The sequence below is a fragment of the Verminephrobacter aporrectodeae subsp. tuberculatae genome, assembly GCF_026127385.1.
GTDB lineage: Bacteria > Pseudomonadota > Gammaproteobacteria > Burkholderiales > Burkholderiaceae_C > Acidovorax > Acidovorax aporrectodeae.
This window is the reverse complement of sequence record NZ_QZCX01000002.1, coordinates 1,413,782-1,435,189: the sequence shown is the minus strand read 5'-3', so window position 1 is coordinate 1,435,189 and position 21,408 is coordinate 1,413,782. Positions and strand designations below refer to the sequence as shown.

The window sequence follows — 21,408 nt, the reverse complement described above, 5'->3', positions numbered from 1 at the left end:
TGATCAACACCGGACAAATTAAAAAATCCAAATGGAAATCCGAAGGAAAGTCATAGTATTTGACATGATTTTGCCGTCCATCTTGTTCATCTTGTTGATGGCAACATTCCAGCAGACCACACTGGATCACACATTGGCATCTCATTTTTATAGCCCAAAACACAAATGGATTTACAGAAATAATACTTTTCTGGAAGTTGTACTTCATAAAGGAGGAGCGAAATTCGTCCTTGGAATTTTTATAATACTGCTTGGCTATCTCTATTATTCTTTCAAATTTGTACATGATAAAAAACCTTATAAACTTTGCAAGTTCGTCATAATTTCATCTTTGTTGGCGATAATTTTGACCAGCCTATTGAAAAATGTATCCACCTGGGCTTGTCCCTGGAATAGTTTGATTTTTGGCGGTCAGTCGTCAAATTTATCATTGTGGAATGTTTTTTCTACAAACTATCCACCCGCACATTGCTTTCCTTCGGGCCATGCTTCTGGGGGATATGGTTTCTTGTCCCTGTATTATGGATTTTGTTTCATCTACGGGAAACGCAATTTTTATTGTCTTATACCAGGCATTTTTCTGGGTGGTATATTTGGCATTACCCAACAGATACGTGGGGCTCATTTTATGTCTCATGATTTTGCCACAATAATCGTGAGTATTTTTTCTGCTTGGGTGACGTATTTAATCCTGAATTATTACAACAATCTACATGAATCATGATGGTCAAGCTCGAATCGAAGCCGTGCGCAAATTATTCTTGGAAATAATGTGCCAATTGAATTGGAGGATGGCAGTTCCTGCCCATGCACTGTGGCGTGGACGGCTGCGTTGGGGTTCGACCCCGGCAACGCGGGCCGGCGCGGCGCCACCGTCATCGGACGCCCTTCCCGTGGCTCTCGTCCTGAACATCCCAGTGCTTCCACATCAGGTATTCGACATGCAGGTCAACGCCCGTATCGCGATCGGGCAGGATGGGCACTTTGGCATACACGGTCCAGCCGCGTTTCCGGTATAGGTCGTATCCTGGCTGAAAATCGGACGTTGCAAGCCTGCCGCGCCGGATGCCACGGGATGCGGCGTAGCTTTCCATTTTTTCCAGGAGTGCGCTTGCAATACCGCGCCGGTGCATCGCCGGATCAACCCAGAGCAGGTGGATATATAACCACCCGAACCGCAACCAACCATACACCGCGCCGTGCAAATCACCGGATTCCGAGCGGGCAGTGATCAGAAGCGTCTCGGCGCCATAGTCGCCGAGTTGGGACGCGTTGAAGGCTTTCAGCGCGCTCCGCAAGGGCTCGACCTGTTCGGGTTCTGGTTCGACGATTTCTTCGTAGAAAGTATTCATTCATGCATCGTGCAACCCGGCTCCGTCAGCCAGGCAAATGCACCCTGTTTTCCGGCAAACCCGGCACTTCGCAGCGCAAGGCCCACAGAGAGCCCGCCAGACGCTCGCCGGGACCGCGACCGGCAGCGGCGCTGGTGATGTAGAGAGTGCGTCGGTCTGCGCCCCCAAAGGTGGCCGTGGTGACGTTGCTCACCGGCATATCGACCACGCGGTCAATCTCCCCGTTGGGGGCCACCCGAACGATGCAGCCACCGCCGTAACGGCAATTCCAGAGGTAGCCCTGAGCGTCCATGGCGGAGCCATCGGGCAAGCCGCGCCCAAAGCCGGACAGGTGCTCGCGCGCCGCGCCCAGGGTCGCGCTACCCTGATCGAAGGCATACGCCCAAACGCGGTTGGCCAGCGTGTCGGCGGTGTAGAAGGTACACGCTTGCGGGCTCCAGCAGATGGTGTTGGCGATGCCCAAGCCTTCGATATGCACGCTGACGCCGCCCTGGGGCGTGATCTTGTACATCTTGCCCTCGTTCCCCCCCGCTTCCCCCGCGTCGCCATTGGCCAGCACGTTGTTGCGCATCGAGCCGACCCAGAAATTGCCCAGAGGGTCGGCGCGGCCGTCGTTCAAGCGCACCTGCGGCCATCCGGGAAGTTGGAAACCATGGTCCTCGCGCCGATCGCCGACGGGCCACCACCAGATCAACCGCGACCCCAGCGCCACCAGCCACCGACCGGGCTCGTTGCTGAGCGCGAGCGCAACGACGGGCTCATCGAACTGCCATGTCAGTACCGCCGTGCTCGCCACATCAAAGCGGTGGATCAGGAAGCGGGGGATGTCCGTCCAGTAAACTGCCGCCTCCGTGCTGCTCCACACGGCGCCTTCACCGCAAAAATCTCCCGTGGGGGCGACACAACGCACATCGTCAATGGCCATGAAACTCTCTCCCGATTCGTATAAAAAAACTGGGGCATTGCCCGAGTCTACGGTGTTTTCAAAGATCGACAGAGCGATGGGCGCAGAAAAGGTTCAGTTCAGGTGATTTTTCTTTTGCCGCCATTTGTCGAGCATGACGGCCAAGGAACCGCCGCCGTATCGTGCCTCAGTACTTCACGGGTCGAGAGTCCGCAGGGTCCGCCCACCGGGTATTGGGCACGAGAGAGAACCAGCCTGGGCGTGCGGGATCCCGGTCATAGGGATAGCCACCGGTGGATTTGTAGTAGTCAGCGTATTGACCGAGTTTGTCCCGGTCCAATGCCACGCCCAGGCCCGGGCCAGTGGGAACCTGAATGGCGCCGTCCTGGTATTTCATCGGCCCTCCGAGAATGATGTCGTCCATCAGATGGTGGTAGTGGGCGTCTGCCGTGAAAACCAGGTTCGGGATGACGGCGCCCATGTGCAGCATGCTCGCAAGCTGTACGCCCAGTTCACCCGAGGAATGCACAGAAATACCGAGTTGGAACGTTTCGCAAACACCGGCCGCTTTGATGCATGGGCGTATGCCGCCCCAGAATGTGGTGTCCAGCAGGATGACATCGACTGCGGGATTCAGTATGTTTGCGGCCAATTGCTCGAAATTGATGACCACCGTGTTCGTGGCCAGGGGAATCTTCACGTTGGCGCGCACACGGCGCATGCCGTTCAATCCCCAGGTGGGGTCTTCAAAGTAGTCGTTCTTCAGATTCTCGATGCCGCGGCCGAATCGGATCGCGTCTTCGACACTGAGCGCGCCGTTGGGGTCGTAGCGGACCGGATCGGATCCGACTGCATGGGCCAATGCATGGAATGCTTCCAGTTCATAATCTGGCGGAAACACGCCCCCCTTGAGCTTGTGTGCCTGGAATCCATGCTGCTTTTTCAGCGCCAGAGCGTGCTCAACCAGTTGGTCGGCGGTGCGTACCTCGCCCTGTCCATTTTCCTGATTCGGCAAGCGAAAGAAAAGGTAGCTGGCAAACGGTATGGCGTCGCGCAGCTTTCCCCCCAGCAGGTCGTACGCCGGTATGTTCAGCACTTTCCCCACGATGTCGATGCAGGCGAATTCAAGCGCCGCGTGCAGCTGGGTCCGGTTGTTGTACAGGCTTGCCGTGGGGTTGGTGATTTTGAAGCGCATGGCTTCAAGCTCGAACGGATCGTGTCCGACGAGGTAGCTTTTGAGTGCACGGAACGCGGCTTCCGCACTCTCTCCACCCCCGCCCATTTCACCCAGTCCGGTGACTCCGACATCGGTGTCAACCTCGACGATGGTCCGGACGAATCGTCCCCAATGGGCACCGCTGGAATGGCGCAATGGTGCCTCCAGAGGAAGCGCAATGGTGGTGGCACGCACATCGGTAATTTTTGGACGCTTCATATTGTTTCGCTGCAAAGTCTTGGGATGTCAAATATTTATTCTGTACGGGCTGCTCATAGGGCTCATTCCGGCAACGCGATGCCCAGTTTCGACAGCACACCCCCGTCGATCTTCAATTCAGTCCCGGTAATGAATCGGGCGTTGCTTCCGGCCAGAAATGCGACCGCCTCCGCTATTTCCCACGCATGGCCGACGCGCCCCAGCGGATGGCCCTTTCCCCAGGCGGCCAGCGTTGCCTCGGAACTGGCTGTGCCTTTGTGGATGTCTGCGGCCCAGCGCAGCATGGGGGTGTCCACGGAGGCGGGGCATACGGTGTTCACGGTGATGTTGTCTGGCGCGTGGTCCAGTGCCATGGCACGGACCAGCGCGTTGATTCCGCCCTTGCTCGCGGTATAGGCGGCAACCTGCGTTTGTGAGGCAAAGGCCTGCACCGAGGAAATCGCGACGATGGCGCCGCCAGCGCGCGGCTTCATCCAGGGGATGGCGTGCTTGGCCGCGAGGAAGACGCCCTTGAGGTTGACGTCGATGACTTCGTCCCACGTCGCCTCGGGGGTGTCTACCACCGTGCCGTAGCGTTGAATGCCTGCGCTGCAAACCAGCACGTCGATTCCGCCCCATGCCCGGGCGGCTTGCGCCATGGCCTCTTCCATGGCCGCAGTGTGGCGGACGTCGGCCAGGAATCCCCGCACGGACGCGGGGATGTCCTCTTGCAACTGGCGCAGCGACGCCGCATCCGACGCGATCGCCAGGACCTGCGCCCCCCCACGGACAAACCGTTCGACGCAGGCCCGCCCCATGCCCATGCTGGCGCCAGTGACGACGACGGATTTACCGCAGAAATCATTCATCCCGTTTCCCTTTTCCTCGTAGGCCCCGATCCCGGACGGGGGTGCCGTTGCTTCGCTTCCTGCCCTGGGCCGCAGCGCCTGGATGCTAGGCCTGAGGGGCTGTTTGACAGCTTGGTAGTTGTACCAATACACCTCCCCGGATGCGTGCCGAAACGGTAGCTTGTGCGCGTAGATGGAGCGTCTCGTTGCATCCATCTTGGACCATGGACGCGAGCCAAAAGAAAGCCGCATTCCCATCGGACGGGAATGCAGCACTTGAATATGCGCGCAATCCTTTGATACTCCCCCCATGCCCAACCCCGAAGCGCGCCCCGTTGCCGCCGCCGACCGCGTACTGCACGTGCTCGCCGTGCTGGCGCAGCATGGCCGGTTGATGTCGGCCGCAGAGCTGATGGAGCGCACGGGTCTGGCGCGCAGCACGCTGTACCGCCAGTTGGCGCGGCTCAAGTCCTGGGGCTTCGTGCTCGAAGGCAATGGGCACTACGCGCCCGGGCCGCTCGGCCTGCAACTGGCGCTGGGCTTTGACATGGCATCGCATCTGGTGCAGCAGGCGCGCTCGGACATGCAGGCGCTGGCCCGGCAGTCGCGCGAAAGCGTGGGCCTGGTGGTGGCCGTAAACGACAGCGTGGTGTGCCTGGACATGGTCGAGAGCACGCAGGCGCTGCGCTGTTCGTTCGAGAAAGGGCGCAGCGTGCCCTTGCGCTTCGGGGCCTCGGCCCAGTGCCTGCTCGCGCACGCGGCCCCGGCCACGCGCGATGCTTTTTTGGACCGGCATTACGGCGCCGCCAGCGCTGAACGCCAGAGCGCGCTGGCCGCTCTCGAGGGCGTCGCCAGGGCCGGCTACGCCGTCAGTTCGGGCGTGGTCGATGCGGGCGTCTGGGGCGTCAGCGTGCCCCTGTTCGGCACGGCGCGGCAGGCCGCTGGCGCGATGACGCTGATGGCGCCGATCCTGCGCGCCCAGGGGCAGGAGGCCGCGCTCATCGGCATGGCCGCGGTCGCCGCGGCACGCATTTCGCGCAAGCTCGCTGCGCATTGATTCTTTCCCCCACCCACCAAGGAGTAGTTCCCCATGAACCTGCGTCGTCCCTTTTTTCTGCTCAGCCTGGCTGCCCTCGTCTTGTGCGGCCCGGGCGCGCAGGCGCAAGACAGTCCGCTGCGCGTGGGCACGGACGCCACGTTCGCGCCCATGGAGTTTGTCGACAACGGCAAGCGCACGGGCTTTGACATCGAACTGGTCGAGGCCGTCGCGAAAAACATGGGTCGGCGGCTCGAATGGGTGGACATCGACTTCAAGGGCCTGATCCCCGGCCTGCTCTCCAAGCGTTTCGACATGGCGGTCTCTGCCATCTACATCACCGACGAGCGCCGCAAGGTGGTCGATTTCAGCGCCCCCTACTACACCGGCGGCCTGGTGGTGCTGGTCAGGGAAGGCAATACGGCGATCAAAAAGCCGGCTGACCTGGACGGCAAAAAGGTCAGCGTGCAGGTCGGCACCAAGTCGGTGGGCTTTCTCACGCAGCAGCACCCCGGGGTGCAGCGCGTCGAGGTCGAGAAGAACCAGGAGATGTTCAACCTGGTCGATATCGGCCGCGCCGACGCCGCCGTCACCGGCAAGCCCGCCGCCTTCCACTATGTGCGCACCCGCTCCGGGCTGCGCGTGCTCGACGCGCCGCTGACCACCGAGGAATACGGCATGGCGCTGCGCAAGGACACGCCGGAGCTGACGCAGGCCGTGAACGCCGCGATCGCCAACCTCAGGGCCGATGGCACTTACGCGGAGATCGTCAAAAAATGGTTCGGCAGCAGCGCGGCCAAGCCCTGAACCCGCTGGCCCGAACTGCTTGCCGGAGCGCGTGATGGAACTCGATTTTTCTCCCGTCTGGGCGGCTGCACCGCAGCTGTTTTCGGGCGCGCTGGTGAGCGTGGAAATCACCGCCGCCGCGCTGTTGCTCGGCTGCGCCATGGGGCTGCTGGTGGGCATTGGCCGCCTCGATCCACGGCGCCGCGTGGTCTACGGCCTGTGCACGGCCTACGTGGCGGCGATCCGCGGCACGCCGCTGCTGGTGCAGTTGTTCATCCTGTTCTTTGGCCTGCCGCAGTTCGGCATTCTGTTGCCCGCGTTCGCGTGCGGTGTGATCGGTCTGGGAATCTACGCGGGCGCGTATGTGTCGGAGATCGTGCGCGGCGCGATCGCGTCCGTTGACAAGGGGCAGATGGAGGCCGCGCGCTCCATCGGCATGTCCTCGGGGCTGGCCATGCGCAGCGTGGTGCTGCCGCAGGCGGTGCTGCGCATGATTCCTCCGCTGGGCAACGAGTTCATCGCGCTGATCAAGAATTCGGCGCTGGTCTCGCTGCTCACCATCCATGACCTGATGCACGAGGGGCAGAAGATCATCAGCGTCTCGTACCGCTCGCTGGAGGTGTACCTGGCGATCGCCGTGGTGTACTTCCTGCTCACGGGTGCCACCGCGCTGCTGCTGCGCCGCATCGAGCTGCACCTGCGCGCCGGGGGGATGGTGCAATGACCGAGCCTCTGCCCGAGGGCTGCGATCCGGCCGCCCGGCCCATCGTGCACGTGCACGGATTGTGCAAATCCTTTGGCGACCAGCGCGTGCTCGACGGCGTGGACCTCGACGTGCTGCCGTCGCAGGTGGTCGTGCTGATAGGCCCCAGCGGTTCGGGCAAGAGCACCCTGCTGCGCTGCTGCAATGGCCTGGAGCGGCCGGAGAGCGGAACCGTCGAGGTCTGCGGGCGCCTGCTGGTGCAGGACGGCCGCATGCTCGACGAGTCCGGGCTGAACGCCCTGCGCGCCGAGGTGGGCATGGTGTTCCAGTCGTTCAACCTGTTTGCGCACCTGTCGGTACTCGACAACATCACGCTGGGCCCGCGCAAGCTGCGCGGCCTCACGCGCCGGGACGCCGAGGAGCGCGCCCGGGCGCTGCTCGCCAAGGTGGGCCTGGAGCACAAGGCCGCCGCCATGCCCGCGAGCCTGTCGGGCGGGCAAAAGCAGCGCGTGGCCATCGCGCGTGCGCTGGCCATGGCGCCGCGCGTGCTGCTCTTCGACGAACCCACGTCCGCGCTCGACCCGGAACTCGTCGGCGAGGTGCTGCAGGTAATGAAGCTGCTGGCCAGCGAAGGCATGACCATGCTGGTCGTGACCCACGAGATGGGTTTTGCGCGCGAGGTCGGCGACGTGGTCGCCGTGATGGACGGCGGAAAAATCATCGAGACCGGCGCCCCCGCGAGCATCTTCACCCGGCCCACGCAAGAGCGCACGCGCGCCTTTCTGCAGGCCGTTCTCGGGCGCACCTGAATCCGCCGATGCCTTTCTTCGATCTGGCCACCATCGCCGCCCTGCCCTGGAAGAATGGCGGCGGCAGCACGCGGGAGCTGGCCTGCTGGCCGCCCGCAGCGGGCATGGAGCAGTTTGCATGGCGCATCAGCGTGGCCCGCATCGCAGCGCCCGGGCCGTTCTCGGCGTTTCCCGGGGTGGACCGGCAGATCATGCTGCTCAGCGGCGGCGGCGTGCAGCTGCGCGCTGCCAACGGACGCTGGGAGCACGCGCTCGATACACGCTGGCAGCCCTTTGCGTTCTCCGGCGACGATCCGGTGGAATGCCGCCTGCTGGCAGGCACGTCAACCGACCTCAACCTGATGCTGCGCCGGGGCGTCTGGAGCGGCACGCTGCAACTGCTGCGCACCGCAGCGCCGCCCGCGCGCGCCGCTGCGGGCCTGGGCCTGGTGCTGCAAGGCGCGTGGCGATGCAGCACCGGCACCGGCGACACGCGCGTGCTGACGGCGGGACAGGGCCTCTGGTGGATGGACGGGCGCGCCGACGGGACAGAGCGCCTGGAGCCCCTGGACGCACCGGGCGACACGCAGGATGCGGGCGCCGCCCCGGCCCTGGCCTGGATTGCGCTGGAGCGCCGCACTGCGCGCGAAACAGGCATGCAAAATCCACCATGAACACAGGCATGCAGATGCACGACGCCGAGACGCGCCCTCCCCCGCCCCCCGACGCCGACGGCGTATGGCAGGGCCTGCGCCCGGTGGCCGAATTGACGCAGGCCGACGCGCCCATCCCCGCGGGCGCGGACGCCTGCCTGGTGGTACAGGGCGGCGTGCTGCGCTGGGTCGGGCCGCGGGCGCAACTGCCCGCGGCTTTCGGCGCCTTGCCGCACTTTGACGCGCAGGGCGCGCTGGCCACCCCGGGCCTGATCGACTGCCACACGCACCTGGTCTACGGCGGGCAGCGCGCGAACGAATTCGCCCTGCGCCTGGCGGGCGCGGGCTACGAGGAACTGGCCCGGGCCGGTGGCGGCATCGCGGCGTCGGTGCGTGCCACGCGCGCGGCCAGCGAGGACGCGCTGTTCGCGCTCGCCGCTGCGCGCCTGCAGGCGCTGCTGGCCGAGGGCGTGTGCGCCATCGAAATCAAATCCGGCTACGGCCTGGCGCTGGAGCACGAGCGCAAGCAGCTGCGCGTGGCCCGCCGCCTGGGCCAGGCGCTGGGCGTGACCGTGCGCACCAGCTTCCTTGGCGCACACGCGCTGCCGCCCGAGTACGCGGGCCGGCGCCAGGACTACACCGACCATGTCTGCCAACACATGCTGCCCACGCTCGCTGCCGAGGGGCTGGTGGACGCAGTGGATGTATTTTGCGAACGCATCGCGTTCACGCTGGCGCAAACCGGGCAGGTCTTCCGAGCCGCGCAGGCGCTGGGCCTGCGCGTGAAGCTGCACGCGGAACAGCTGTCGGACATGGGCGGCGCGGCGCTCGCGGCGCGCCATGGCGCGCTCTCGTGCGACCACCTCGAACACCTGTCGGCCGAAGGCATCGCCGCCATGCAAGCCGCCGGCAGCGTGGCCGTGCTGCTGCCCGGCGCCTACTACACGCTGCGCGACACGCAGCCGCCGCCCATCGAAGCCCTGCGCGCCGCGGGCGTTCCCATGGCCGTGTCCACCGACCACAACCCCGGCACCTCGCCCGCGCTAAGCCTGCTGCTCATGGCGAACATGGCCTGTACCTTGTTTGGCCTGACCGTTCCCGAGGCGCTTGCGGGAATCACCACGCAGGCGGCGCGCGCGCTCGGCCTGCAGGACTCGCACGGCCTCATCGCGTCGGGCCGGCCCGCGAACTTCGTCCTCTGGCCCCTGGCAGAAGCCGCCGAACTCGTTTACTGGTACGGGCACAAGCCCGCATGCACCATCGTGCGCCAGGGCCGCGTGGCCCGTGACGGCCTGGGAATCGCCGCCAAGGGGAGTCCCCATGATGGCGCCTGATCCGCAACGCAGCCTCTTCGCTGCCGACGCATTGCTGCCCGGCGGCTGGGCGCGCAACGTGCTCGTGCAGTGGGACGCGGCAGGGCGCATCACCGGCGTGGCGTGCGGGAGCAGCGACGCGGCGCCGCTGGCCGGCGTCCCCCAGGCCCCGGGGCCGCTGCTTGCGGGCATGCCCAACCTGCACTCGCACGCCTTCCAGCGCGCGTTTGCCGGCCTCACCGAATACCGCACGGCAGGCCAGGACAGCTTCTGGAGCTGGCGCGAGCACATGTACCGCTTTGCGGCGAGCATCACGCCCGAGCAGTTGGAGGCGATCGCCACCTGGCTCTACGTGGAGATGCTCGAGGCGGGCTACACCGCCGTGTGCGAGTTCCATTACCTGCACCACGACCGCGGCGGCCGACCCTACGCCGACGGCGCCACGCTGTCGCTGGCGCTGCTGCGCGCCGCGCGCACTGCGGGAATCGGCATCACACTGCTGCCGGCGCTCTATCAAAGCAGCGGCTTTGGCGGCCAGCCGCCGCGCGCGCAGCAGGCCCGCTTCATCCGCAGCACCGACGACATGCTCTCCTTGCTCGAGCGCCTCGCGCCCGCCGCGCAAGCGCAGGGAGCGGCGCTGGGCCTGGCGCCGCATTCGCTGCGCGCCGTTGCGCCGGACAGCCTGCGCGCCGCCCTGCAGGGCCTGGCCAGCTTGATCCCGCAGGCGCCCATCCACATCCACATTGCCGAGCAAACGCAGGAAGTGGACGACTGCCTGGCCTGGAGCGGACAGCGCCCCGTGCAATGGCTGCTCGAACACGCCCCCGTGGACGCGCGCTGGTGCCTGGTGCACGCCACGCACATGACGCCGCACGAATACGCCGCCGCCGCGCGCACCGGCGCCGTGGCCGGAATCTGCCCCAGCACCGAGGCCAACCTGGGCGACGGCATCTTCGACATGCCGCTGTGGTTGCAGCATGGCGGCCGCTGGGGCCTGGGCTCGGACAGCCACGCCTGCGTGAACGCGGCCGAAGAACTGCTGCTGCTCGAATACGGCCAGCGCCTGGTGCGCCGCCAGCGCAACCTGCTCGCCAACGCCGCGCAGCCCGAGACGGCCAGCGCCATGACCCTGCAAGCGCTGCAAGGCGGAGCGCAGGCCGCAGGGCGCCCCATCGGCGGCCTGGCACCGGGCCAGCAGGCGGACCTGGTGGTGCTCGACGCGCAGCATGCGGCGCTGCGCGAACTGCCCGCGCACCGCATGCTCTCGGCGCATGTATTCGGCAGCCCGCGCAGCGCGGGCATCGACAGCACCTGGGTCGCCGGCGTGCGCCGCACCTCCCGGGGCCGCCACGCGCTGCACGAGACCGCAGCCCGGGCCTTTGTCGCGGCCCGCTCGGCGATTCTTGCGGCGCAGTGATCGGGGCTTGGGATGAGGAGCCGACTGAAGTCAATCGCAGGACGCTGGCTTTGCAGTCAGCAAGAGTTCATCGTTCACCGACAATCGAACCCAAAGCCAACAAACAAGCAATGAACGACATCCAACTCAGCAAGCGATTGAGCTTTGTTTTGCGCCACAAGCCGGATTCCATAGGGCTGACGCTGAACCCCCATGGCTGGGCCAATGTTGACGAACTGATTGCAAAGGCCCGTGCCGCCGGAATGCAATTAGGGCACGAAGACCTGCTCAGATTGGTCCAGTCCAGCGACAAGCAGCGTTTCACATTGTCAGTGGACGGTTTGAATATCCGTGCTGCACAAGGGCATTCCGTTTCCATTGATCTTGGCTTGCCACCCAAAACACCTCCGACCCTGCTTTATCACGGGACAGCGGCAAGATTCCTGGACTCCATCTTGTCCGAGGGCTTGAAACCACAAGCCCGGCAACAAGTGCATCTGTCGCTGGAGGATGCAACAGCGCAACATGTCGGAGCACGGCACGGCGTACCCGTCGTTTTGAAAATTGAAGCACTCCGCATGCATGAAGAGGGCTTCAAGTTCTTCTTCGCGGACAATAACGTCTGGCTGACCGATCATGTGCCACCCGAGTTCTTGGCGCCTTCGTCCAGCAATGCAGACTCGGCAACGACCTCCAGGCAACCAAAGCTATCGACATAGATCATGAAATGGCGCGTGACCCAGTAGTCACGCTTATCAGGGCCCTTCGTCGTTTCGTGTGGAACACAACAACCTCATGTGACCCCACCGGGCGCGAAGGGACTGGCAGGCAGATGCTTGAGTTTGGACATGCGCAGATAGGCGATGGTGATGAAGTTGTCGCTCGTGCGCAACCCACGGGCTGCGCGCTTGGCCTGTTGCAAGAGTCCGTTCATGGCCTCCACGTAGGCGTTGCTGCGATGCCCCAACATGCCGCGCACCACCGCAGCAAAGCGTTCCTTGAGGCTTCTGGCCAGCTTCTTGAACGGCTCCAGCCGGCATCTGAACGCCCAACTCAACCAAGCCTGCAGTTCGACACTCGCCTGCTGTACGCTGTTGTGCTCCTTGGCCCTCGCATACACCGCGCGCAACGCCATCTTCAACCGCCACGCCCGCGCGCTCTTGAGCAAGGAGCGCTGCAACCAATGCATTGCGTCGGTTTGCTTGGCGCTCCAGCTTTCGGGGTTGCGCCGCATCCCCCACATCAGTTGCTTGAGCGTCTTGTGCTCATCGTTGTCAACTGCCGACTCCAAGGCCACTCGCACCGCCGGGGCGTCCTGTGCCATCTCCGTGCGCCGCACCTGGTCCATCGCATCCATGGCCATCGCCACAACGTGGAACCGGTCGTAGCTGATCTGCGCCTGCGGCAACGCCAACCCCACTCCCTTGGCGTAGGCCGCGCTCATGTCCATGCACACATGCTTGACCTGCTCGCTGTCGCCACCATGGGCCTTCAGATCGTCAACAAAATCGAGCACCGTCTTGTGCTCACGTCCCTTGGTGGCGAACAGCAGTCGTTTGGCATCGAGGTCATGCACGACGGTGGTGTAGTTCTGCCCCCGGCGCACACTGGTCTCGTCGATGCCCACAATGCGTACATCCGTAAACCGCTCCTGGGCGCGGGCTTGCTCGACATAAAACTCGATGCGCCGCCACAGTTGCTTGTCAGAACAGCGCAGCAATGTCGCCGTTTGGTTCACCGGCAAGTCACGACACAGGGCCAAGGCGAATGCTTCAAAGGCCACCGTGAAGCCCGAGCCTGGACGGGCCCAGGGCACCAGCATCTGCGTGGTCTTGCCACAGTCACTGCACACGATGCGCGGCACCTCGCAATGCAGCCAGGTCTCGAACTGGAAGAAGTCCAGATGACGCCAAGAGCGGAGCAGCCGGTCATGAATGGGCTGTGCTCCAGCACCACAGGCCGGGCACGCCAAGCCAGCGCCTTGGCAGCCAATCTCGAAGTCGATCCGGCGGTCGGTGGTGTTGAGCTTGACGTTCTCGACAACCCACGGCGCTTGCAGCCCCAGCGCATTGGTGAACAGCGCTTCCATTTCAACACCCATCAGACACTCCCATGCTCAACATCAACTTGGTGGACCTGTGGACAGGCCCGAGGCGACCTGTCCTCCAGCATCCATTACCAGCGGCTATTGTGCATGTTGGTTTCCACACGAAACGACGAGGAGCCCAAACGCCGGGCAAGCCATTGACGTACCGATGCCGGGGTTGCGGGTTTTCCGGCGGACCCTATTCCGTAGCCGAATCGGTGCAACTCGTATCCGCGCTTGGTTTGCAGGCCCTCACCCGGCCCGTGCGCGCCACGACGATGCGCCGTGTTTCCTCCGACGCGTTGGCGGCGTCGGTTCGCGCAATCGACAGGTTCAGGGCCACGGGCGACCCGGTCTGGTCAATGGTGTACCCGGAGCCGTTGAATTCGATATAGGGGGTCGAACCCGCAGCAATGCCAGTGCCCGTGATATTGAAATAAGCTTTTATCGCTTCCTGCGTCTGCACCGTGGTGTCCGTACCATTTGTGTATGTATTGTCACGGTTGGTGTCGACATAAATGATCCAACCACTTGTCCAGAGCGTTGCACGCGGTATCACAAAGGCATTTCTGCCGGTTTTCATGGCCTCGCTCTTGGCCGCGTTGATGGCCGCCAGGAGCGAGTTCGTGAGCGATGTCAGCTCGGAGTTGCGCTGATATTGGACGAAGCTTGGCGCAGCCAGTGTCATCAGCACTGCGGCAAGCGCAATGGTGATCATCAGTTCGATGAGCGTGAAACCGCCATTGCGGCCGCTCGGGTCAGTACGTTTTTTCATCATGGCCAGCAGAGTCTGGACGTGGTACCCGTGCAGTCTTTTGCCCCGGTACTGGTCATGCGCAGGTCTCCGCCAGCGGGATCCGGACGGATCGGGGTCGCGACCGCCTGCACACAATCCGTGAGGGACGGTGCCGTCGCAGCACTGGCCGCCGGGCAAGCTTGCGCGCTCAGTATGTAGTACGAGTTCGCCAATGCATCACCGGAAAAGGTTTTGAATGGCACGCTCGTCGCTGCGCTCACTCCACAGTCAGCAGACGCAGTGGCGGTGGCCGCACCTGTCGTTTGGTTGGTGCTGAAGGCAAGATAGCAGTTTCTCTGGGTCATATAGCGCTCCTGTTGCTGCAATAGCTGTACCACGGCGGTCCGGCCCTGGGCCCGGCGCCCTTTCAGGACCGAGTCCGTGTACGCGGGATACGCTATGGCAGCGAGTATCCCGACGACCGCCACCACGATCATGAGCTCGATCAGTGTGAACCCGCAGGAAGATTCCTTGCGGGCCCGCAGGGGGGATTTTTGACTCATTTCTTCATTTCTTGGTAGTTGAATATTTCTCGCCAACTCAGCCGGCCGATCACCTCGGTGAGTTTGACGGGCGGAGCACTGGTGTCGATGCCGCCCTGCATTTGCGTAAAGCGATGCAAGGTCGTCGTGCGAATGCGCCGGCCCGTGCTGTCACTGTCCGTCACCGTGACATCACTGTCACTGGACTGCAGGACCGGCGGGCCCAGCAGTCCCAGGTTGGAAGGCACATAACTTCCTGTGTTCTTGACGATATTCAGGAAATACTGATTTCCGCCGCCTGATCCGGCGGAACAGGATGCGGTGGATGCAGCACCCGTACCGGGGGGTATCTTCGTATGGATGGCAGCCGACAGGGCGCCCACGTTCAGAGCCGCTTGGTCCACGCGTTCACCGGGGGACAAATCAAAGTACCAACCCGCACGGGGACTGCTATCCACGTCGGCATCGACACGCGGACGTCCCCACTGAAAGTCCGCGACAGCCACGGTCTTGCTCGTCGCATCCACTGTCCCTTTCTGAAGGCGTTTGCGCCCCGTGATCACGCTCACCCCGGAGGTCGAGTCTGCCGTCGTGGAGCCGTTGTCATAAATGGCGTAGATGGTCTGCGTGGGCGTTTGGCCATTGTCCGACAGTTCCAGATATTTTCCGGTACCAAACACCACGTAGAACGACTCCTTCCCTTCAACGATGGGGCCGGTAAAGAGCGCCGGTGCGGCAAAGATGGGTTGCACCTGGGGTGTGGCATCACCAGTGCGCGCGATATACAGCGGATACGCGGCAGGACTGTCCTGTGTGCCCTTGTTGAAAAACGACAGTTTGTCCATGCTCCAGTCCGCCACCGGCTTGTCCGCAAACTGAAGTCTCCAGAGTGCGCCATGGAGATCACCCATGTAGATGTCGGTCATTTCGCCTTGTGTTCCGTACAAGGCGCTAAAATTCGCCAGGCCTGTGGCGGTGGCCTTCGGAGCCGTGTCGATGGGTACCGACACTTTGAAATAGTTTGTTCCCAGCGTCCAGGCTTCCGTTCCCGGTTTGTCGAGCGCCAGCAAAAATAGCGCGGGCTTGCCCGTTTTGCTGAACTTGCCGTCGCCGTCGGGTACGTAGTTGTTCACGCCGCCAGCCACTACGGCAAACCAACGATAGCTTGCGCTGGCGGTGGCCGTAGCGTTTCCGGTCTTGATTTTCATGACCTTTGGCGCGCCCACCACCTGACCAATGTCCGGGTCATTGGCGCGCGTAAATTCCCACAGGACTTTGCTCGCGTCGAACTTGTCCGGTTCCGTCACGTCGAGTGCAAACACGCCGGAGCCACCACCGCCCGTCCCGGAGACCAGCACCGTCTTCCAGTCGGTATCTTGACCGGTATTCGCTACCTGGGCTTCCGCAACCACCGAGGGGGCGTCCACGTAGTTTTGGTGATTGTCGACGAAGTCAGGGACTGTCAGAGCGGACAGATTGCGTCCCAGCCAACTGGGGATGTACGCAAACAATTCGTCTCCGGTTTTTGCATTGAAGGCATGGAGCATGCCATCGTTGGCGCCGGCAAACACGGCGGGGGTGCGTGCGTCGTATTTCTTGCGAAAAGCCACGTACCCATCACCACCAAAGGCCTTGGATGGCGCGCCGGAATACGAGACATTGGAGTTCACGATGTCCCCCAGCCGGGAGTCGCGCTTCCTGAACGGGTTGCCCTCTTTGCTGCGCTCACCGCGCAGGTACGCGAGTCGGTCCTTGGCCTTTCCATCCGCAGCAGCCGACGGGTTCACCTGGTCCAGAAACTCTTTCAAGGTCTTGTCGATTTTGTCCCACGTAAATTCGGTCGCCACGGGATAGGGGTTGGATGTGCTGCCTCTTGACTGACCCACAAAGATCTTTCGCTTGTCAACCGGCGATGACATGGTGTCCAACTGTTGCGCGGCACTCCAGCGGGGGGGGCCTACCACGAGTGCATTCGCATGACTCGCGTCCTGGGTGATCGGTTCGGCGATGACGTTACCGCTCCAATTGCTGGTGGAGAACGTGGCCGAATACGACACCGTGTCCTGGGTAATTTTGCTGCCCGTGCTCAGACCGCCACCCGCCACACTGTGCATGCTGGTCGACGTCCGGCTGAAGATGTCATTGAACGCCGAGAGGAGGTCCCGCGCGGGCGATGGCTTGTTTGTGTTGAAAAAATAGTAGGTGTCGGCCTCACCCGGTTCATTGGGTTTTTCCCAGACCTTGTTGTTGTCAGCGCCGGTCTGGTCCTTGAAGGGATTGCCCTGGGTGTTATAGGGCTTCCCGGCGGAGTTGGCGGGATCTGTTTCAAATCCGCCATATTTTGCCGCCAGGAAAAATTGATTCTTGGTACGGCGTCGTGTGTCATCATTTTGATTACCCCCCTCATTCACGTCGAAGGTAAATGTCTTGACCCGCAGGCCCGGACGCTGCATATCGACTTTGTTCGTCCAGTCAGTGCCTCGGATGTCATGCGTTCTGGCCCAGTACGCAGCACCCATGATCAAACCCATGGGACCACTTGGTGAATTGTTATTCGCACTGTTTGGGTTGGAAATTTTCTGCTTTGTGCCCTGCCCATCGAAATAATAGATAGTTTCTTCCTTGTTCTCGAAACTCCGAACGATGTCACGCCAGCCACGGACGTCCGGAATATTGTTTGGAATATCTTTTGTGGGCATTATGTCGGTATCGTGGGTGCCAACGTCTCCAATTACAACGATATTGCTCTTGACACATGAGTAATCGCTTCCATTCGTGCGTCCATCGCCATACGGGTCGTTCCATTGCTCGAAATAAGGAAATCCGTCTGCCATTGTGGAGTCGATGGTTTTTTTGATTGCAGCGGGGCTTGGTTGAAGTCCCTGAAGGTACCTCAGCGCCTCATAATAAAGCTCTCCGACAGGGTCGAAAGCTTTGTACAGACCGGAACGTCCAAACTTGTTCAGATAGTTGATGATTCCACTGTTTTTATAATTATTGTCCTTGTCAGGGTTCTCGAAAAATATGCCGGTTTGAGCATCCCATTCGGCATTCTGATTAGATCCGGATGCGAAATTTTCGTGACCGCTGATATCATAGGTCTTGCTGCCAACATATTTCATTGGAACGCGCAGGACACCACCATACCGTTGTGTTTCCAGAAGATAACCAAATGCTGCGAAACGCATTTTCTCACTGTATTTCTGGATGACACCCGCTGGTTTGTAATTTCCATTGGGATATTTTTCACAGAAATCATAGCTGCGGGAATCCTGGAGCTTGCCGGAAGAATCGACGTCGCATACCCGCACGCGTGCGTAAAAATAGCCATCGGAATTCAAACCCACGGCGTTCGTTGGTGCTGGAAATGCAGGGCGCCTCCAGCCGCCATTTCCAATGCCATTGAACTGAGTCATGAAGCATTTCCTGGATGTCCCCGGGCGGTTATTCGTGGACCCGGGACCAGGTTTGACCAATACGTCCTCCCTGCAGTCGACGCCATCGGTTGCGTAGGCAGAAAACCATTGGTTTCCTGCTCCAAACATGATTTGCCTATTTCCAGAGAAATTGCAGAATCCGCCTTCGTCAGCGCATTCTTGCCAATAAATTGTTGTAGTAAAATTTAGGGGAAGAGTCACCTGGTTCCAGACAGTGTTGATACGGATACGGGTATTGGTTTTTTTCGCCAGTGTATAACTCGACGTATCAGTGCAACTTCCTCCTTTGGTCGTTCCGAAATAAATACGGTTGAGCGCATTGGCGACGTAGATGTCATTGCCATTCGCAGCCGTAATCATGATTGCGGGGACTGCACCAAAATAAGTACCAGCGCCACCGCCATCTTTTTTGAGTTGTTTTGCCGGAAAGTAAAATGAATGATTCCACATGCAGTCGGAATTACCGTTCGGTATTACGGCGCGCTGCAGAATGGTCAAGTCTTTCGTATCGATGTAGCGGTCCCCCCCTGAAAGCGCCAATCGATGCATATCGATGGCAGAACCGGATGCCCAGTTCAAAAAATTTCCACTGAAGGCATCGGTACATTTTCTTCCATTTGCATTGCCCGTCTTGTCAAAGCGTTTGTAATCCGCTTTGCTCTGTGGTGCAGCGGGCGTTTCTTGCGGATCGTCGATGTACGTGTAGCAACTCTCTGCATCGTAATAACCAAGATATTCCTTGTCTGTCGTATACGTGTCATCATTTTCTTTGTTTCCAGGGATGTTGCTATGGGTGTTGTATTGAGCCCCTACCGTTGGATATTCTACGGACAGTGCGAGCGTCATGGCAGGTTTGTCTACCGTAGACGTGGCATACAGGGGGATGCTGGCCAAGGCGATTTTTTGAATCGTTGGAGGCGCTTCGCTGCCGATGGCCAGCCAAGAGGAGATAATGGCAATGGGCAGCACAGCCCAAACCAGCCAGACCGCAGGGCTTTGCAGGTAGCGCTTGTGCAAACTCGGCAGACCTGGCGTGCTTTTACGCACGGTGGATGCGGGCATATGAAACCCTCCCGAAAATTTTAATTACGGTAAATCATTTGCAGCACGACCTGTGTATCGCCACTGGGACCAAAACCCATGGTGGTCACGCGGTACACATAGGAAGGACCTGTGCCACTATTGGGAGCAGTCGTTCTGTATGAGTTGGATCCATGTTTGTCGGGAACGACTTCAATCACATAGCGTGGTGGTTTTTTCGGTTGTATGCCTTTTTCGCCCGCCGGGAAAGTGCGGCCTGTGAATTTTCCAAACTCCACTGTTTTGGCATCGGGACCGGTTTTTTCGAAATCAACAGCAAGCCAGGCTGCTTTCCCCGTGGCATTCAGATTGCACAATCCAGTGCTTTTGTCCGAGGAGCCGCAACCGCTGAGAAACTTGCTGAAATCGATCGCACCCTGCTTGAAGACATCATTTCTCTTGTTGGTGGAATTTGCAGGTTGACCTACAATATCCATTTCCGCGTCGACGAGTGCCGCTTCTGCTGCCTGCCAGGCGATTAGCTGGTTTCTATCATTGCGGGTACCCCGCTCCGCCATCATTGCAATCCGTACACCAGCTACCCCCAGCAGCGAAACCACGATCAGTATCAGCATGACGATGACCAATGACAAGCCGCGCGCTTGTCTGCCGCTCTTTGCGCCCGAGGAAGATAGGGACCGTAGCCCTGGAGTGCAGGTCACCATATCACCATTCACCCTGGGGGTTGCGCAAATGCACGGTGAAAGTCACCGTCTGGCGCAGGCGGCCATCGGCTACGGGAGTGTATGCGGTGCCAGGGTCATTGGTGCTGTCAGCAAAGGCGGAACCCTTGGTTCCACCCGCCGAGCTCTTTGAAATTCCGAATGGATAAAAGGTTTGGCTGCTCCGGTCGATTGCCGAGCCAGGGGGGCCCCGCAGCACGACACCGACGCGGATACTGCGCACCCGGTGCCAGTTCGCGTAAGTGGCCTTGTCATTATTGGCCACTGTCAGTTGGTCCGCGCGCAGATAGCGCTCAGGCACTGAATCTGGGGTACTCGCAGGTGGGACCGCCGTGTTGCCAGGGGCAACACCATCGACTCCGTAGAGCAGTTGGAAGTTTTCCACCCCGGAGAGCAGTGGGTAGGTGTCGTAGGTGGTGCTGTTGGCACCAAGCCGGGAACACATGAGGGTGGGTTCTCCGTTGCGCCCAATCCTCACATGAAAAATACTCAGTAATTCGTCGTCCACTTTCGTCGGTGCGGTTGTCGCCGCGACTCCGGCGCAGTCGATCATCGTCTTGTCGGATACCGTTGGATCGACGTCCATGGAATTGCTTTGGTAGCGGAGCACCAGAATGTCGCTGCCATAATCGATTTGGCCGACAGTGCGTTCAGTGCCTTGGTTCCATGCATCACCCGGAGCTCGTGAACGGTTGTTCAGACCGAAGATGTCCGGTGGCAGCAGAGCGCTGGCACCCGGTGCTTGTGCCGTGTCCACGGCAAACTGCAAGTCCTTGTAGCCTGCCTGCACCACCAACCGCTGGATGATGCTGCGCAGGAATCTGCCGTTGTCCTGCAATTGCGATCCGGCATCGACCGCGGTGAAACCCTGGCGCGCAACCAACAGGGCGGCAGCGGCAGCCAGTGTGATCAACAGGCCAAGCGCCATGGCTACCAGCAGTTCGATCAGGGTCATGCCTGCCGCTGCCTGCCGATGGCCCGGCGGGGGGGATGTCGGCTGCAGTGTCATGTGGTGATCCCGCCAGTCACCGGAATGATGACCAAGGGCGGGTGGGTGTCGGCTTTTTCCAGGGCGGCATCGCCGCTTGCACTTTTGTCGGTGCTCGCACGGGTCCAGCCGATCTTGATGAACACGATTCCATTCGTGGCAGCGGCCGAGCAGTCCCACTTCGCAAGGCCGCTCTGAGCGTCATAGGGCGCGCCGTCGAAGCAGACGCGGACCTTGGCGCCGGGCAATTCTGCGGCGACCCGGGCGAGCCAGTCGGTCATTTCTGCGCGTGCCACGTCGGTTGTGGACGTGCAACCCGTGGCGGCGTTGGAAACGCTGAGGCAGTAGCTCGGGGACGCCATCGTCGTCGACGCGACCAAGTAGGGGTTGTCCGCGCTATTCGGTTTGACGGCGATGACCTTGTTGCCGCGCATCATTTCCGCGAGTTCCGTCGCAAACGCAGCCGCTTGGGCCTCCAGGCGCGCGTCGCGGTTGGCCTGGATGGAGAATGCCTGCATTCCCACGGCACCCAGCATTCCGAAGGCCAATATAACGATGGCCACCAGCACTTCGATCAGGCTGAAGCCTCGCGCCGCGCGATTTTTTACCCCCCGATAAATCGGGATCAGAATGCAGGGGAAAGCATGGGAGGTCCGATTTTTC

At 61.1% G+C, this 21,408-nt stretch carries 20 protein-coding genes; 9 read left to right on the top strand and 11 right to left on the bottom strand.

Annotated features, from left to right (window positions below; all coding sequences use genetic code 11):
* Positions 1-97 precede the first annotated feature (97 nt).
* Positions 98-724 (top strand): phosphatase PAP2 family protein, encoded by a 627-nt coding sequence (locus D5041_RS14660; RefSeq protein WP_265285018.1) that lies wholly within the window; start codon positions 98-100, stop codon positions 722-724.
* A gap of 151 nt (positions 725-875) precedes the next feature.
* On the opposite strand, the gene D5041_RS14655 is transcribed toward D5041_RS14660, so the two are convergent.
* From D5041_RS14655 to D5041_RS14640, 4 genes are all read right to left on the bottom strand, one after another.
* On the bottom strand, positions 876-1,352 hold the full coding sequence (locus D5041_RS14655) for a GNAT family N-acetyltransferase (RefSeq protein WP_265285017.1): 477 nt from the start codon (positions 1,350-1,352) through the stop codon (positions 876-878).
* A 25-nt stretch (positions 1,353-1,377) separates the two neighbouring features.
* Positions 1,378-2,277, bottom strand: a complete 900-nt coding sequence (locus tag D5041_RS14650) for an SMP-30/gluconolactonase/LRE family protein (RefSeq protein ID WP_265256925.1) — start codon at positions 2,275-2,277, stop codon at positions 1,378-1,380.
* A gap of 166 nt (positions 2,278-2,443) precedes the next feature.
* Complete coding sequence (locus D5041_RS14645; protein ID WP_265285016.1) at positions 2,444-3,691, bottom strand: enolase C-terminal domain-like protein; 1,248 nt, start codon at positions 3,689-3,691, stop codon at positions 2,444-2,446.
* A gap of 62 nt (positions 3,692-3,753) precedes the next feature.
* Positions 3,754-4,539 carry an SDR family NAD(P)-dependent oxidoreductase gene (locus tag D5041_RS14640; protein ID WP_010100653.1) on the bottom strand — a complete coding sequence of 262 codons (786 nt, stop codon included), beginning with the start codon at positions 4,537-4,539 and terminating at the stop codon, positions 3,754-3,756.
* Between the two features lie 289 nt (positions 4,540-4,828).
* Here D5041_RS14640 and D5041_RS14635 point away from each other — a divergent pair, with 289 nt between their 5' ends.
* The 8 genes from D5041_RS14635 (at position 4,829) to D5041_RS14600 (ending at position 11,912) form a co-directional block, all read left to right on the top strand.
* Complete coding sequence (locus tag D5041_RS14635) at positions 4,829-5,575, top strand: IclR family transcriptional regulator (RefSeq protein ID WP_265281010.1); 747 nt, start codon at positions 4,829-4,831, stop codon at positions 5,573-5,575.
* A gap of 33 nt (positions 5,576-5,608) precedes the next feature.
* Complete coding sequence (locus D5041_RS14630) at positions 5,609-6,361, top strand: glutamine ABC transporter substrate-binding protein (protein WP_265281011.1); 753 nt, start codon at positions 5,609-5,611, stop codon at positions 6,359-6,361.
* Between the two features lie 34 nt (positions 6,362-6,395).
* On the top strand, positions 6,396-7,064 hold the full coding sequence (locus D5041_RS14625; RefSeq protein ID WP_265281012.1) for an amino acid ABC transporter permease: 669 nt from the start codon (positions 6,396-6,398) through the stop codon (positions 7,062-7,064).
* On the top strand, positions 7,061-7,852 hold the full coding sequence (locus D5041_RS14620; protein WP_010100657.1) for an amino acid ABC transporter ATP-binding protein: 792 nt from the start codon (positions 7,061-7,063) through the stop codon (positions 7,850-7,852). Before D5041_RS14625 ends, D5041_RS14620 begins: the two co-directional genes overlap by 4 nt.
* Positions 7,853-7,860: 8 nt before the next feature.
* Positions 7,861-8,505, top strand: a complete 645-nt coding sequence (locus D5041_RS14615; protein WP_265285015.1) for a HutD/Ves family protein — start codon at positions 7,861-7,863, stop codon at positions 8,503-8,505.
* Positions 8,502-9,818 (top strand): imidazolonepropionase, encoded by a 1,317-nt coding sequence (gene hutI, locus D5041_RS14610; protein WP_265281014.1) that lies wholly within the window; start codon positions 8,502-8,504, stop codon positions 9,816-9,818. Before D5041_RS14615 ends, hutI begins: the two co-directional genes overlap by 4 nt.
* Entirely contained in the window at positions 9,808-11,214 is a 1,407-nt protein-coding gene (locus D5041_RS14605) for a formimidoylglutamate deiminase (RefSeq protein WP_138927775.1), read from the top strand. Before hutI ends, D5041_RS14605 begins: the two co-directional genes overlap by 11 nt.
* Positions 11,215-11,324: 110 nt before the next feature.
* Positions 11,325-11,912, top strand: coding sequence for an RNA 2'-phosphotransferase (locus D5041_RS14600; RefSeq protein ID WP_265281015.1), 588 nt, complete (start codon positions 11,325-11,327; stop codon positions 11,910-11,912).
* A gap of 74 nt (positions 11,913-11,986) precedes the next feature.
* Here D5041_RS14600 and D5041_RS14595 read toward each other — a convergent pair whose 3' ends face one another.
* From D5041_RS14595 to pilV, 7 genes are all read right to left on the bottom strand, one after another.
* Complete coding sequence (locus D5041_RS14595) at positions 11,987-13,294, bottom strand: ISL3 family transposase (protein ID WP_265281016.1); 1,308 nt, start codon at positions 13,292-13,294, stop codon at positions 11,987-11,989.
* A 184-nt stretch (positions 13,295-13,478) separates the two neighbouring features.
* Positions 13,479-14,057: a GspH/FimT family pseudopilin gene (locus D5041_RS14590; RefSeq protein WP_265281017.1), complete on the bottom strand. Its 579-nt coding sequence runs from the start codon at positions 14,055-14,057 to the stop codon at positions 13,479-13,481.
* The gene (locus D5041_RS14585) at positions 14,054-14,578 is read right to left on the bottom strand and encodes a type IV pilin protein (protein WP_265285014.1); all 525 of its coding nucleotides are present in this window, start codon (positions 14,576-14,578) and stop codon (positions 14,054-14,056) included. The genes D5041_RS14590 and D5041_RS14585 overlap by 4 nt, the downstream gene beginning before the upstream one ends.
* Complete coding sequence (locus D5041_RS14580) at positions 14,575-19,056, bottom strand: pilus assembly protein (RefSeq protein ID WP_265285013.1); 4,482 nt, start codon at positions 19,054-19,056, stop codon at positions 14,575-14,577. The genes D5041_RS14585 and D5041_RS14580 overlap by 4 nt, the downstream gene beginning before the upstream one ends.
* Positions 19,057-19,076: 20 nt before the next feature.
* Positions 19,077-19,739 carry a pilus assembly PilX family protein gene (locus tag D5041_RS14575; RefSeq protein WP_265281020.1) on the bottom strand — a complete coding sequence of 221 codons (663 nt, stop codon included), beginning with the start codon at positions 19,737-19,739 and terminating at the stop codon, positions 19,077-19,079.
* Between the two features lies 1 nt (position 19,740).
* The gene (locus D5041_RS14570) at positions 19,741-20,766 is read right to left on the bottom strand and encodes a PilW family protein (RefSeq protein ID WP_265285012.1); all 1,026 of its coding nucleotides are present in this window, start codon (positions 20,764-20,766) and stop codon (positions 19,741-19,743) included.
* On the bottom strand, positions 20,763-21,365 hold the full coding sequence (gene pilV / locus D5041_RS14565) for a type IV pilus modification protein PilV (protein WP_407702282.1): 603 nt from the start codon (positions 21,363-21,365) through the stop codon (positions 20,763-20,765). The genes D5041_RS14570 and pilV overlap by 4 nt, the downstream gene beginning before the upstream one ends.
* Between the last annotated feature and the right edge of the window lie 43 nt (positions 21,366-21,408).